The sequence below is a fragment of the Aequorivita lipolytica genome (genome assembly GCF_007997135.1).
Lineage (GTDB): Bacteria > Bacteroidota > Bacteroidia > Flavobacteriales > Flavobacteriaceae > Aequorivita > Aequorivita lipolytica.
Window position 1 is genome coordinate 271,101 of sequence record NZ_VORU01000004.1, and the last position, 13,158, is coordinate 284,258.

The window sequence follows — 13,158 nt, forward strand, 5'->3', positions numbered from 1 at the left end:
TTGCGTTCTATTTTGTATTTTTACAAATGTAAAGCAATACAATGAAGTACACCAACGAAGAAATTTTGGTCGCCTGCAACAAAATGTGCCCAAATACCCTGATGGAAACCCTGGAAATAGAATTCACTGAAGTAGGTGCTGATTATCTAATTGCCAGAATGCCCGTAACCCCAAAAGTACATCAGCCAGATGGGGTTCTCCACGGCGGAGCCTCTGTAGCTTTAGCGGAAAGTATAGGCAGTGCTGGAGCTTTCGTATTCCTAAATTCAGAAGAAATTGTAATTAGAGGTATTGAAATCGCTGCCAATCATGTTAAAAGCGTTCGTGACGGCTATGTTTACGCACACGCCAGCATACTCCATAAAGGAAGAACAACACAACTCTGGCAGATAAAAATAACCAATGATGATGGCGCGCTAGTCTCAATGGTAAAACTAACAACCCTTACTCTGCCCAAAAAATAATTAATGGATTTTCATCTACTGATCAAAAAAATTTCGAAACAATTGAAAGATGAATTGCCCTTGGTGGTCTATTCATTCCCCCAACAAAATACCGTGACGGCTTTGTTACAGAAAACCAATGAGCTTTTTGATATTTCTGAATTTAATGCCAATGGTTTTGTTTTTGCACCATTTGATTATAAAAACTCGACCTGTTTTATTCCTGAAAGCAATTCTGAAAAGTTGCAGAGCGAATTAATTGAATCTGAAATTAATTTGGCTTCAGTAAAAGTAAATGAAGACAACTCCGAAGAGAAAATCCATTTACAATTGGTTCAAAAAGCAATTGAAAATATCAAAAGACGAAATGCCAATAAAATTGTAATCTCACGTCCAAAAGATTTCCCATTACGCAACTTCTCTTTTGAACTATTGTTAACACGCTTGTTTTCTGCTTATCCAACCGCTTTTCGATACATTTGGTACCATCCACAAACTGGGTTATGGTGCGGCGCTACTCCCGAAACTTTGGTGCAGGTGGAAAATGATTCGTTTAAAACAATGGCCTTGGCGGGAACGCAGCCATTTACAAACCGAAAACCAGTAATTTGGGGTCCTAAAGAATTGGACGAGCAACAATTGGTTACGGATGCAATAACAAATAGTCTGCAGCGTGTTACTTCGGTATTAAAAGTTTCAAATCCACATACTCATCGTGCGGGATCTATGTATCATCTACGGACAGACATAACCGGTATTTTGAAAAGAGGCAAAGCCACATTAACTAAGATTGCCGCCGCTTTGCACCCCACCCCCGCAGTTTGTGGCACTCCGCCAAAATTCGCCAAAGAATTTATACTTCAAAACGAAGGCTATAATCGTGAGTTTTATACTGGTTTTTTCGGACCAATACAAGAAAATGGTGCAACTGCAATGCTACTGGTAAACCTTCGTTGCATGAAAATAGAGAACAATACAGCGCGTATTTTTGTAGGTGGCGGAATAACCATAGGTTCACAAGCAAAAGAGGAGTGGGAGGAAACCCAAAATAAAATGCAAACCATGCTACAAGTATTGGCTCCAATGCTATAATATTTTCGGCGTCTTCGTACCTTTGTATTGCATGAAATTCTCAAATAATATTCTCTCACAGACGCTTGTTCAGCTATTTTTGGACAAGGGTATAGCTCATATCGTAATTTCCCCCGGATCGCGAAATGCACCTTTAACTATTGGCTTTGGCGAACATACAGATTTTAAGTGCTTTAGCATTGTAGATGAACGCTGCGCCGCTTTTTTTGCCTTGGGAATGGCGCAACAGCTAAAGAAGCCCGTTGCAGTTTTATGCACTTCAGGTTCGGCCTTGCTCAATTATTATCCTGCAGTTGCCGAAGCATTTTATAGCGATATTCCTTTGGTTGTCATTTCAGGAGACAGACCTTCCAACCGAATTGATATAGGTGATGGACAAACAATTAGACAAGAAAACGTATTTCAAAATCACATTCTTTACAGCGCCAATTGCAGCGAAGGCCAAGATTTTCAGATTAAAAATGAAACTGAAATAAACGTAGCGCTGAACACTGCAATAGAACTGAATGGTCCCGTGCATATAAATGTTCCTTTTTCAGAACCACTTTATCACACCAGCGAAAATCAATTGGTTTGGCCACAAAACGTTGCTCCCCGAGCGAAGGCTGAAATTTTGGAGGAAGATTTAAACCCTTTTATAACTGAATGGAACAACAGTAAACGCAAAATGATACTGGTGGGTGTTTTGCCCCCAAACAGTTTGGAACAGCGCTTTGTGGAGCAAATTGCGAACGATGAAAGTGTCTTATTATTGACGGAAACCACTTCAAATTTGCATAATGAAAATTTCATCGTGGCTATAGATCAACTTATAGCACCTTTATCTGATGAAGATTTCAAAAAATTGCAGCCTGATATTTTACTCACTTTTGGCGGAATGGTAGTTTCAAAAAAGATTAAGGCTTTTCTACGAAGTTTCCCGCCAAAACAGCATTGGCACGTAGATTCAAAAACTGCTTACGATACTTTTTTTGTGCTGAAGCATCATTTTAAAACAACTATCAATAATTTCTTCGCTGAATTTCTACAGAAAACATTCGTTGTGGAAAGTAATTATCAAAACTATTGGCTCAATGCTAAACAGCACAGACTAGAGCGACACCAAGTTTATAAAAGCGAGATTCCATATTCAGATTTTATGGTTTTTTGTGAAATATTCCACGAGCTTCCAAAAAATATACAATTGCAGTTGAGCAACAGCGCAACTATTAGGTATGCGCAGCTATTTGATATTCATCCTTCAGTTGAAGTATTTTGCAATCGCGGCACTAGCGGCATTGATGGAAGCACGAGTACCGCCCTGGGAGCTGCAGTGGTTTCAAAACTTCCTGCGGTTTTAATAACAGGCGATCTCAGCTTTTTTTACGATAGCAATGCACTGTGGAACAATTACATCCCGAATAATTTTAAAATAATAGTAATCAACAATGGCGGTGGTGGTATTTTTAGAATCCTTCCGGGTGAGAAGGACACACTGCTATTCGAAACTTATTTTGAAACAAAACATAATTTAAGTGCGAAACAGCTTTCGGAAATGTATGGCTTCAATTACCAAACTGCAGATAAAGAAGAAAATCTAGTGGAAAAACTTCAAGATTTTTTTCGTGAAAATGAAGGTCCATCTCTGTTGGAGGTTTTTACCCCTTCAACCGTAAACGACAAAGTACTTTTGGATTACTTCAAGTTTATTTCATAAATAAGTTTTCCCCCAGATAACCGCTTCGTTAAGATTGTAGAACATTTGAAATGGTTTTTTACAGAATTTAGCTTCCAGTTCAGAATTTAGATATCCCACTTCGCTGAAATTTACAACTCCCAAAGCCTTCAAGGATGGTACTTTGTTCAAATATTTATAATCTAATGGTTGAATGGAGTAGGAGTTAACTCTATTTGAGATATAAACCCACGGTTTGCCTTCGGTGATGTTCTGAATTAGCAAAATAACGGAAAGGTCTTTTTTGTAAGAGAGCATTATTCCTTCCTTCGCCTCAACTATAACAACATTTCCATAGAAGAAATAGTTTCCTATTTCCATCTCCATTATTTTGGTCAATTGGAATTCCGGTGGAAGTTTATGTTGAGAAATTTGTTCCATATTGCAGTGAATTTACTTTTTAAGTTTCAATTGCATGTACGTGTTTCACATTTTTTTATGGTTATAAAATACTACCTTTGCAGCTATGATAAAATTGGGTGAATACAATACTTTAGAGATTCTTCGGGAAACCGAACCGGGTCTATACTTGGGCGATGAAGACGAAAATGTGGTGCTTTTGCCACACAGGTATAAACCAGAGGAATATGAAATAGGAGATGAAATTTCTGTTTTCATCTACCTTGATAATGAGGAAAGACCTATCGCCACAACGCTGGATCCTTTTCTGCAATTAAACACTTTTGGATACCTAAATTGCAGCGATGTCAACGAATACGGAGCCTTTATGGATTGGGGTTTGGAAAAACAACTTTTTGTTCCCTTTAAAGAGCAGGCGCGCCCTATGAAGAAAGGCAATTGGTACATTGTTCATCTTTATATAGACGAAAAAACCAATCGTTTGGTGGGTTCCAGCAAAACAAATCACTTTTTACAGAATGAAACGCTTACCGTAGAACCTTTTGAGGAAGTAGATATTTTGGTTACACATTTAACCGAAAAAGGAGCGAATGCAATTGTAAACGGTGCCCATAAAGGACTTATATATATCGAGGATATTTTTGAAGACATCCGCACTGGAGACCGAATGAAGGCTTTCATTAAAAAAATTCGCCCCGATAATAAAATTGATCTTGTGCTTCAAACGCCCGGTTACAAAAGCATAGAACCGAATGCCAACTTTATCCGTGAAGAGTTGGAAGCGGCGGGAGGATTTCTACCACTGCATGATAAATCTGATCCAGACTCAATTAAAAATCTATTGGGAATGAGTAAGAAAAGTTTTAAAAAGGCAATCGGTACGCTTTATAAAGACAAGCAGATTGCTATTAAGGAAGATGGTATAGAGCTATTGTGAAGGCGAGCCGTAAACTCCATAACCTACATAAAAACCACTTCGTCGAGGGCGTTGGTTTAAACCGTAGGAATAATGCATAAGTTCAGGTCTTAAAAAGCCTCGGGATTCTTTATAAACAATGTTCCTTACCTGAGTAGAACCATCTGTACTATAACTGCTGTTGCCCCCGTACACGCCGTACTCTTTAGGATCTAACGAAATTCTAATATTAGACTGAACATAATTTTCGGTGGCCGCCATTGCTTCGTACATACTCACTGGCTCACGATAATTGTTTTTATTCATCTTAAAGGAAGGAAGCTTACTCGAAATTTTCCTCGAAAAATCTGAATTTGAGGGAAGTGAAGTACTCATTAAACTTTCAATTTCGGGTAGCTTTACGAAATCCAATTTATATTTATTGGTCTCAAAATCCAACTGAGCCGAAGTAATCAGTGGAAAAATTATAATAAGAAAAAATAACTTTTTCATATTCGCAAAGATACCAAAATTTAAGCCAAATTTAAATTAGTTGATTGTTGATTGTGTGTCTGTCTTTTTACAAGTGTAGTTTATTAGCGGTACTTTTTGGTAGCGCACCTTTATGAACGGTAACACTTACCGCCTTTAAACGCATATAAGCCTCACTAAAATAAACATAACCGCCATTAGCAACTTTAGTTTCATCTGTACCCCAACTGTTTTTTACTTTGTAATATTTTGTACCGTTTTGATCGCGAAGCATACCTGTAATATGCATTAAATGGTCGTCGGTTGTTTCATAATTTTCAAACTCATCCTGCCGGTATTCTTGTGTGATTTTCTTTTCAGGATAGATTCCTTGTAGAGCTTTTATATTGTTTTCAATATTTTCTGGAATAACAGCCACGCCATCTTTGGAAGAAAATGTGCGTTCGCTAACGTCACAGTCCAATTCAATAGTAAAGCCTTTTTCCAATGCATTGTCAATCGTTGCCATCATTTCATCTAAAGGCACATTATAAAAGCTGCCGTTGCTCCAGTTGTCAGGAATGTTCAATATAAATTTTAAATAGAACGGCGCTTGTGTAAAACTGGTAATGTTCACATAATCCGCTGGCTGTATTTTGGTCATTGCCAAAAAGGTTTGCGGGGTATATTGTTTTCCTTCAAATGTGAAATTTTGAACGTTTTTGCCAATATAAGCATCCAAAACTCCGTCAATTGCGTTGCGCCATTTTTTACTCAACTTTCTTCCGGGGTTGTCAACGTATGTTTTTAGCATTGCTTCCAGCACAGCTACTAGTTCTGCGTGATTGAATGAAGTTTCTCCAGCAATCAATCCGCTAAAAGCTTCTTCGGGAACCAAGCCATTTTTTTCTACAGAATTCATTACATCGTGCGCCAAGCCACCTTCACTGAACTGCGCTTTTCCTTGGCGCATTATGAAGTTTTCAGCTTTTAGGGGGTAAGTATTTCGTACTTGGTACATTTCACTTAAATCTATCTTCTTTCCCGTAAGCCGGATTATTTCACTCTCCAAAAACGAAGTACTGCTAAAGCTCCAGCAGGTTCCCGTAATGCCTTGGCTGATAACTGGCGTTGCTTCAAGGTCTGTAACGGTTGTAAATTTGTAAGCTTCTTGTGCGGTTAGGGTTATTGTGAATAGAAATCCAAAGAAAAGAAGGAAGCTGCGCATTTTTTATTTCTTATTGTTATTAATTCTTTTTTAAAGAAAGGAAATAAAGAATAGAAAATAATAATAGACAATATCTTCTATCTTTGAAGACAAAAATAACAATTATGGCTTCACCCAATTGGAAAACAGCTAAAGAATATACTGATATCACTTATAAAAAAGCAAACGGCGTAGCGCGAATTGCTTTCAACAGACCAGATGTGCGCAACGCTTTTCGCCCAAAAACCACTGCTGAATTGCTTGATGCTTTACACGATGCACAGGAAGATATCTCCATTGGGGTAGTTTTGCTTTCTGCGGAAGGACCTTCCTCCAAAGACGGCGTTTATAGTTTTTGTAGCGGCGGCGACCAAAAGGCGCGTGGCCACCAAGGCTATGTGGGTGACGATGGATATCACAGATTAAATATTCTTGATGTGCAACGGTTAATTCGATTTATGCCGAAAGCGGTTATCTGCGTGGTTCCTGGGTGGGCCGTAGGTGGCGGGCACAGTTTGCACGTGGTTTGCGACTTAACATTGGCAAGCAAAGAACACGCTATATTTAAACAGACCGATGCCGATGTTACCAGTTTTGACGGTGGCTACGGAAGTGCTTATTTGGCAAAAATGGTAGGGCAGAAGCGCGCGCGTGAAATTTTTTTCCTCGGAAGAAACTACTCCGCACAACAAGCTTTTGAAATGGGAATGGTAAATGCCGTAATCCCACACTCCGAATTGGAAGACACCGCATACGAATGGGCGCAGGAGATTCTTGCGAAGAGTCCAACCTCTATTAAAATGCTAAAATTTGCTATGAATTTAACGGATGATGGAATGGTGGGTCAACAAGTTTTTGCCGGAGAAGCCACCCGACTTGCCTATATGACGGACGAAGCAAAAGAGGGGCGCGATGCTTTTCTTGAAAAGCGCAAACCGAACTTTGATAAAAAGTGGTTGCCTTAAATTCAGTAGCCAGTAGCCAGTAGTTACTTGCAATTGTAGAAAGACAGATCTGAAATGAAAAATGAGACATTACAAGACTTTACATTTTACGACTATTCAGCCGTTGAAATATCTTTTAGTATAAAGACTAAAACACTTGACTTACAAACATTGACTGACTTTTTGAAACTTAATCCGACACGGGGCTGGACAAATGGTGAAAAGTATATTGGCAGACAACTTAACACTGATACAAAACAAATAGAAACAATTGAACGACAAAAACCTTGGACGATGTTCGCATACGAAACAAAAGAAATTGTAAATTCGGATAGGTTTCAAGTGCACGCAATTCATTTGTTAGAGAAGTTGGACGAAATGAAGAACAATTTAAAAGACCTCGTTGCTCAACCAGACAAGTTTGAAATTCTCATACAAGTCTATTTGCAGTTTGACAAAGACCAAAACCATTTCGGTTTCTCATCAGAAACAGAATTGCTTAAAAGACTTTCAGAGTATTGCCACCAAATAGAATGGAGAAACAAATGACAGAAAACAACAGCAAGTAACAGGCGTTTGGCAAAAAAGCGGGTTCAGTGCTTAAATGAAGTTTTTGTGCTTCGTATCAAGTTCAGTGCGGGCAGACAGTTTAGTACTTCGAAATCCGCTTCTTCGCCAAGCGCCAAGACGTTAGTGGTCAGTTTTCAGTTAAAAAAATAAATAATTCAACCATACTTTTATAATGAGTAAAACAAGCAAACTGCGTAATTTTTGGTATTCCCTTTCCTCCAACCAACGTTTTTTTATTAGAAGATTATATTATTTACCAAAAGATACTTTGGATAGTATTACAGGAAAACGTCATAAATATGTGCCACCGCGCGGTTATATTTACACAGGCTCGCCAGCGAGTGCTGAAGATTATTTAAAACAAGGCCAACACCAACTGCAGATGCTTAGGGAATACGCCAATATTCAGCCGAATCATAAAGTTCTGGATATTGGAAGTGGCATTGGTAGAACGGCAATCGCTTTAACTGGCTATTTAAGCCAAAGTGGGAGTTATGAAGGTTTTGATGTAGTAGAAAGGGGCGTGCAGTGGTGCAATTCACGTATTCATAAAGAACATTTTAATTTCAACTTTAAGTATGTTCCGCTGTTTAATGATTTATACAATACGGCTACACTTAAGGCTACTGAGTTTAATTTCCCTTATGCAGATAACGCGATAGATGTTGCTTTTTCATTTTCGGTTTTTACACATATGCAGATTGAGGAAATTCAGCATTACTTTAATCAAGTTTATCGCGTGTTGAAACCTGGCGGTGTTTGCTTCTCTACTTTTTTCCTCTATGATGATGCTTCTGAAACATTTATTTCAACTAAAAAGGATTTTAGTTTTCCTGTGAAGAAAGACGGTTATAGATTGATGAACGAGAATGTAAAATCTGGCAATATCGCTATTCATAAAAAGGAAATCTCTGAAATGCTTGCTAGGGAAAATTTTGAATTGATAACGATTATCGATGGCTTTTGGAAAGATGAAGTGCGCGATACCACAAAAGCGGAATATCAGGATATGGTGGTCTTTAAAAAAGTGTAATTATTTTTTATTATACTTCTAAACAAAGTCTTGTAATTATTTTTCTTCTTCTATAATTACTGTATTTACCCAGCAGATGGCTTGACTTAGCGTGGGGTAGATAGCATACTTTTTTTCGTAAAACATACTTTCCAATAAAGCGTTTGACTTTGCAATGTCGCTATCCGTAACTATGGCTATCGCCAAGAGATTATGAATCTTGGAAGTTCCCAGATATGTCAATGGATCTACGGCGTATGAGAAAAACCTGTTGGAGATGTAGACCATATTTTTGTTTGAGAAATGAAGGTCTATTATTTGCCGTAACTCTTGATTGTGTTCTGGCTTTATGGTAATCCCTTCTCTTATCTGTGTTATTAAGAAATTATCAAAAATGAAAGCTTCGCAGTGTGGGAAGTTGTAGTAGTGAAACATGCTCATAGGTCAAAGATTTAGATGGGATATTAAAGATAGGTAAGATTTGTTAAACAACAGCACAGGCACAATTTTTTGGAATTGCTCATTTTCTTTGGCCATTGCTATTTATTCTTCGCACGAAAAACACGGTTGCAGGAATAAGGTTTCTAGCAATGTCATACCTTTGGAAGCCTTAACCCAAAAAAGGGTATAAGGTCAAAAAATTTTAGGTTGGGTAGGTAATTGAGCAGTTGGGTTAACATTGGTATTATCCGGGGTCGCTAACTTATAGTTTTAGATTCTTCCGCTCTAAGCTTTGCTCGTATTTGTTTTATGGTGAGTGTACTTCCGTCATGGCTCCAGCCCGGAGGGCCAAAAATATACATAAACTTGTCACCCCATTTTTCGGATTTTCCCATGTCCTCCCAAATATTTTTGTATTCGTGGGTTAAAATAATATAGAGATTGTAAGAGTTAGGAGGTTTGGAAACCCCATATTCAATAGCAATGGAATCGTCCAGTTCTTTCCAAGTGCCAAAAACTCTATCAAAAATATTGAGAAAGCCTCCGTGATTTTTATCCATATACTCAATATTTCGGGCATGGTGTACTTGGTGCATAGTGTGTGTGTTTAAAAAGGTTTCAAAAACACCTAAGTTTTTAATATACTGTGTATGCAGCTGAAATTGCCACAAAGCTTCAATGCCCAAACAAACTACTAGCATCTCTGGTGGAAAACCAATAATAACGATCCAAACATAAAAAAATGGTTTGTAAAAAATTGTAAACCATCCATTTCGCACAGCGGTGCCCAAATTAAAATTATCCGACGAATGGTGCACAATATGTGCCGCCCATAGAAACCTGATCATATGGTTTTGTCTGTGGAACCAATAATAGGTAAAATCATCTAAAAGCATACAGATTATCCAAATATACCAGGCATATCCAAAAGACTCCCAACCCATTATATTGGTTCGAACCCCATTTACAATTGGATTGAAAAGGTCATAGGCAAAATTAAAAACTAAGATGATGGAAATCGTTTTTATAAGTGCACCCAGTATTGCTGACCCAACACCAAGCGATACACTTGATATTAAATCCTTCCATTTGTATAATTGATTGTTATCAAAAACTTTGCTGTAGGAAAGCTCTAATGCAATCAAACCTAAAAACACAGGTACGCCGTAAACTAAAGGGTTCGTGAAATCCATTTACTAATAATTTTAAGCAGGAATATGTTGTAGATGCAACTTAATTATGCAAGATATAATTTATAAAAACTTTACGGAACTAATTGGATAATTTAAAACGTTAAAGCTGCACGCTGGTTTTGAGTTAGTATAATGGCAAATGCTGAAAAAGTACGGAAGTTAAAAAAAACAAAGGCACTTTTTTAAGCCCATACCACTCAAAACTCATTACTCAAAACTCATTACTCATTACTCATTACTCATTATTCATTACTCATTATTCATTACACATTACACATTACTCATAACTACTTCCCATAAGCATCCGCATGTACGTTTTTTACCGCCCTCCCACTAGGGTCGTTCATATTCTTAAAGCTTTCGTCCCATTCCAATGCAATGGGACTGCTGCAGGCAACGGATGGTACGGATGGTACGCTGAGTGCTGCAGTATCACTGGGGAAATGTTCTGTAAAAATGCTTCGGTAATAAAACTCTTCTTTGCTGCTGGGGGTTTGTAGTGGGAATTTATATTTGGCATTGGCCAGCTGCTCGTCGGTTACTTTTTCATTTACCATTTCCTTTAAAGTGTCTATCCAACTGTAGCCCACGCCGTCGCTGAACTGTTCCTTTTGGCGCCAGGCAACACTTGCGGGCAGCATATCTTCAAAAGCTTTGCGAAGCACCCATTTTTCCATGCGTTCGCCGTTTATCATTTTATCCTGCGGGTTGATTCGCATGGCTACGTCCATAAACTCTTTGTCAAGGAAAGGTACACGACCTTCAATGCCCCAACTGGCGAGCGATTTATTGGCGCGAAGACAATCGTACATATGCAGCTTGTCCAGTTTGCGTACGTTTTCTTTATGGAACTCCTCTGCGTTTGGCGCTTTGTGAAAATATAAATAGCCCCCAAATATTTCGTCAGCACCTTCACCGCTGAGTACCATTTTTATACCCATCGCTTTAATGGCACGCGCCATCAAATACATAGGGGTGCTGGCGCGGATAGTAGTAATATCGTAAGTTTCCAAATGATAAATTACATCCTGAATCGCATCGATTCCTTCCTGAATGGTGAATTTTATTTCGTGGTGGACAGTTTGTAAATGGTCTGCCACTTTTTGCGCGGCGGCAAGGTCTGGACTTCCTTCTAAGCCAATAGCAAAGCTGTGTAGTTGTGGCCACCAAGCGCCTTCGGTGTCTTCACTTTCTATGCGTTTTTCGGCATACTTTTTTGCAATGGCGGAAGTGATGCTACTGTCTAACCCACCCGAAAGTAAAACTCCATAAGGCACATCGCTCATAAGTTGGCGGTGTACTGCGGCTTCCAAAGCTTTGCGGAGTTCGGCGATTTCGGTGGCATTGTTTTTTACGTTTTCATAATCCATCCAATCGCGGGAATACCAACGTTTTAGTTCGCCTTCGCGGCTGTCCAGATAATGGCCGGGTGGGAAGAGTTCGATTTTGGTACAAACACCTTCCAAAGCTTTCAGTTCAGAAGCTACATAAAAAGTTCCATTCTGGTCCCAACCCATATACAGCGGAATAATGCCCATATGGTCTCGGGCTATAAAATAATTGTCGTTTTCAATATCGTAAAGCGCAAAACCGAAGATGCCGTTCATTTCATCCAAAAATGAAACGCCTTTTTCTTTATATAAAGGAAGAATTACCTCGCAGTCGCTTTTGGTTTGAAAGTCATAGTCTTTGAATTGCTTACGAAGCTCGGTATGGTTGTAGATTTCGCCATTGGCAGCCAAAACCAAATTGCGATCACTACTGAAAAGTGGTTGCTTTCCGGAAGTGGGATCTACAATGGCGAGACGCTCGTGGGCCATAATCGCATTATCGTTGCTGAAAATTCCGCTCCAGTCCGGTCCACGATGACGGATACATTTTGCCATTGATAATACTTGAAGTCTGAGAGCGTCTGCGGGCTCTTTAAGTTTGAATGCACATACAATTCCACACATAATTTCTATAATTTAAATGGTTAGTTCTATTTCAAAAAAAAAGCCTGTCAAGAAAAACTTGACAGGCCATATATCGCGACAAGTTTCTGTTACGGCAGCTGGTTATTATTATTGTTGGTATTTCGGCTGAAAAACATAAACTTGTTATTTTATAATTGAAATGCTAATTTAATGTAATTAATTTACGACTTCCTAATATTTTATAAAGAATATTCAATTAATTGTTGAAGGAAATAAAAATTCGTTGAAATACACTTTTTATACCGAATTGGTCTGAAAACCCTTTTTAGGATTTGATTATTACGAAAATTTGCAGCTTTAGATTTTTCTGAAGCCTATTTCATCAATAAAAGCATTTCTGGGGGAAGTGATTCTCTAGGAATTTTATTTCCTACGGTATTATAAAATACGTATTGCATACTGATTTCTTTTAATATTTTCACCATATAAATCTCTCGTTTCGGATTGTAAAAAGTAATGAAATCTGCGGATTGAATTGTGTAGTCTTTATACTCACTATCTACTTTAAGCCTAACTTCTGAGGGAATAATTTCACTTGGCATAAATTCAGAGTTGAAAACCAAAATGCCGTTGGGAAGATAGGATGCGGAAAAGCCTGGTCGGGCATCTTCTTCAAATTTTGCTATATATCTAATATTTCCTGCATCCTGCATACCATCCAATTCCTGTACCTGCCATTCTGAAACAAAATTGGTGGGAAACAATTCTTCTTGATGGTCCACGACTGCTTTGGGCACTTCTGATTGGGGAATAAAGCGGACGTTATCATTTACATCTTGCGAGTAAACGATAGTCGTAATGATTGTAATTAGGAGTAGTGTAAAAATGTTTCTCATAGCA

Annotated in this window: 14 protein-coding genes; 7 read left to right on the forward strand and 7 right to left on the reverse strand. The window is 38.4% G+C overall.

Going from position 1 to position 13,158, the window contains the following annotated elements; translation table 11 throughout:
- The first annotated feature begins 41 nt into the window (after positions 1 to 41).
- Genes ESV24_RS07430 through menD form a run of 3 tightly spaced genes read left to right on the forward strand, consistent with a single transcriptional unit; the run spans position 42 to position 3,231 of the window.
- Positions 42 to 464, forward strand: coding sequence for a PaaI family thioesterase (locus tag ESV24_RS07430; protein WP_111815752.1), 423 nt, complete (start codon positions 42 to 44; stop codon positions 462 to 464).
- A 3-nt stretch (positions 465 to 467) separates the two neighbouring features.
- Entirely contained in the window at positions 468 to 1,535 is a 1,068-nt protein-coding gene (locus ESV24_RS07435) for an isochorismate synthase (RefSeq protein ID WP_111815753.1), read from the forward strand.
- Between the two features lie 31 nt (positions 1,536 to 1,566).
- On the forward strand, positions 1,567 to 3,231 hold the full coding sequence (gene menD / locus ESV24_RS07440; RefSeq protein WP_111815754.1) for a 2-succinyl-5-enolpyruvyl-6-hydroxy-3-cyclohexene-1-carboxylic-acid synthase: 1,665 nt from the start codon (positions 1,567 to 1,569) through the stop codon (positions 3,229 to 3,231).
- On the opposite strand, the gene ESV24_RS07445 is transcribed toward menD, so the two are convergent.
- Positions 3,226 to 3,630 carry a hypothetical protein gene (locus ESV24_RS07445; RefSeq protein WP_111815755.1) on the reverse strand — a complete coding sequence of 135 codons (405 nt, stop codon included), beginning with the start codon at positions 3,628 to 3,630 and terminating at the stop codon, positions 3,226 to 3,228. The two genes, menD and ESV24_RS07445, sit on opposite strands and share 6 nt — an antisense overlap.
- Positions 3,631 to 3,715: 85 nt before the next feature.
- On the opposite strand from ESV24_RS07445, the gene ESV24_RS07450 reads away from it, so the two are divergent.
- The gene (locus ESV24_RS07450) at positions 3,716 to 4,546 is read left to right on the forward strand and encodes a CvfB family protein (protein ID WP_111815756.1); all 831 of its coding nucleotides are present in this window, start codon (positions 3,716 to 3,718) and stop codon (positions 4,544 to 4,546) included.
- Here ESV24_RS07450 and ESV24_RS07455 read toward each other — a convergent pair.
- Together ESV24_RS07455 and ESV24_RS07460 are read right to left on the reverse strand one after the other, a co-directional pair.
- The gene (locus tag ESV24_RS07455) at positions 4,538 to 5,017 is read right to left on the reverse strand and encodes a hypothetical protein (RefSeq protein ID WP_111815757.1); all 480 of its coding nucleotides are present in this window, start codon (positions 5,015 to 5,017) and stop codon (positions 4,538 to 4,540) included. The genes ESV24_RS07450 and ESV24_RS07455 overlap by 9 nt on opposite strands.
- Before the next feature lie 67 nt (positions 5,018 to 5,084).
- Positions 5,085 to 6,203, reverse strand: coding sequence for a C1 family peptidase (locus tag ESV24_RS07460; protein WP_111815758.1), 1,119 nt, complete (start codon positions 6,201 to 6,203; stop codon positions 5,085 to 5,087).
- A gap of 104 nt (positions 6,204 to 6,307) precedes the next feature.
- On the opposite strand from ESV24_RS07460, the gene ESV24_RS07465 reads away from it, so the two are divergent.
- The 3 genes from ESV24_RS07465 to ESV24_RS07475 all read left to right on the forward strand — a co-directional run bounded on the left by ESV24_RS07465 (position 6,308) and on the right by ESV24_RS07475 (position 8,729).
- Positions 6,308 to 7,147, forward strand: coding sequence for a 1,4-dihydroxy-2-naphthoyl-CoA synthase (locus ESV24_RS07465; protein ID WP_111815759.1), 840 nt, complete (start codon positions 6,308 to 6,310; stop codon positions 7,145 to 7,147).
- 54 nt (positions 7,148 to 7,201) lie between these two features.
- Entirely contained in the window at positions 7,202 to 7,675 is a 474-nt protein-coding gene (locus ESV24_RS07470; protein ID WP_111815760.1) for a DUF4279 domain-containing protein, read from the forward strand.
- A 193-nt stretch (positions 7,676 to 7,868) separates the two neighbouring features.
- Positions 7,869 to 8,729 (forward strand): class I SAM-dependent methyltransferase, encoded by an 861-nt coding sequence (locus ESV24_RS07475; protein WP_235004009.1) that lies wholly within the window; start codon positions 7,869 to 7,871, stop codon positions 8,727 to 8,729.
- Between the two features lie 36 nt (positions 8,730 to 8,765).
- On the opposite strand, the gene ESV24_RS07480 is transcribed toward ESV24_RS07475, so the two are convergent.
- The 4 genes from ESV24_RS07480 to ESV24_RS07495 all read right to left on the reverse strand — a co-directional run bounded on the left by ESV24_RS07480 (position 8,766) and on the right by ESV24_RS07495 (position 13,154).
- The gene (locus tag ESV24_RS07480) at positions 8,766 to 9,149 is read right to left on the reverse strand and encodes a hypothetical protein (protein ID WP_111815761.1); all 384 of its coding nucleotides are present in this window, start codon (positions 9,147 to 9,149) and stop codon (positions 8,766 to 8,768) included.
- Positions 9,150 to 9,406: 257 nt separating this feature from the next.
- The gene (locus ESV24_RS07485) at positions 9,407 to 10,342 is read right to left on the reverse strand and encodes a sterol desaturase family protein (RefSeq protein ID WP_111815762.1); all 936 of its coding nucleotides are present in this window, start codon (positions 10,340 to 10,342) and stop codon (positions 9,407 to 9,409) included.
- Positions 10,343 to 10,629: 287 nt separating this feature from the next.
- A complete protein-coding gene (gene asnB / locus ESV24_RS07490) occupies positions 10,630 to 12,297 on the reverse strand; it encodes an asparagine synthase B (protein WP_111815763.1) in 1,668 nt (555 codons plus the stop codon).
- Between the two features lie 335 nt (positions 12,298 to 12,632).
- Complete coding sequence (locus tag ESV24_RS07495) at positions 12,633 to 13,154, reverse strand: hypothetical protein (RefSeq protein WP_111815764.1); 522 nt, start codon at positions 13,152 to 13,154, stop codon at positions 12,633 to 12,635.
- Positions 13,155 to 13,158 lie beyond the last annotated feature (4 nt).

What these genes read in the sequence shown, in the direction of transcription:
- ESV24_RS07455 (WP_111815757.1), bottom strand. Translation starts at nt 5,017, where the DNA reads ATGAAAAAGTTATTTTTTCTTATTATAATTTTTCCACTGATTACTTCG.
- menD (WP_111815754.1), top strand. Translation starts at nt 1,567, where the DNA reads ATGAAATTCTCAAATAATATTCTCTCACAGACGCTTGTTCAGCTATTT.
- ESV24_RS07460 (WP_111815758.1), bottom strand. Translation starts at nt 6,203, where the DNA reads ATGCGCAGCTTCCTTCTTTTCTTTGGATTTCTATTCACAATAACCCTA.
- ESV24_RS07445 (WP_111815755.1), bottom strand. Translation starts at nt 3,630, where the DNA reads ATGGAACAAATTTCTCAACATAAACTTCCACCGGAATTCCAATTGACC.
- asnB (WP_111815763.1), bottom strand. Translation starts at nt 12,297, where the DNA reads ATGTGTGGAATTGTATGTGCATTCAAACTTAAAGAGCCCGCAGACGCT.
- ESV24_RS07465 (WP_111815759.1), top strand. Translation starts at nt 6,308, where the DNA reads ATGGCTTCACCCAATTGGAAAACAGCTAAAGAATATACTGATATCACT.
- ESV24_RS07435 (WP_111815753.1), top strand. Translation starts at nt 468, where the DNA reads ATGGATTTTCATCTACTGATCAAAAAAATTTCGAAACAATTGAAAGAT.
- ESV24_RS07485 (WP_111815762.1), bottom strand. Translation starts at nt 10,342, where the DNA reads ATGGATTTCACGAACCCTTTAGTTTACGGCGTACCTGTGTTTTTAGGT.
- ESV24_RS07430 (WP_111815752.1), top strand. Translation starts at nt 42, where the DNA reads ATGAAGTACACCAACGAAGAAATTTTGGTCGCCTGCAACAAAATGTGC.
- ESV24_RS07450 (WP_111815756.1), top strand. Translation starts at nt 3,716, where the DNA reads ATGATAAAATTGGGTGAATACAATACTTTAGAGATTCTTCGGGAAACC.
- ESV24_RS07495 (WP_111815764.1), bottom strand. Translation starts at nt 13,154, where the DNA reads ATGAGAAACATTTTTACACTACTCCTAATTACAATCATTACGACTATC.
- ESV24_RS07470 (WP_111815760.1), top strand. Translation starts at nt 7,202, where the DNA reads ATGAAAAATGAGACATTACAAGACTTTACATTTTACGACTATTCAGCC.
- ESV24_RS07480 (WP_111815761.1), bottom strand. Translation starts at nt 9,149, where the DNA reads ATGAGCATGTTTCACTACTACAACTTCCCACACTGCGAAGCTTTCATT.
- ESV24_RS07475 (WP_235004009.1), top strand. Translation starts at nt 7,869, where the DNA reads ATGAGTAAAACAAGCAAACTGCGTAATTTTTGGTATTCCCTTTCCTCC.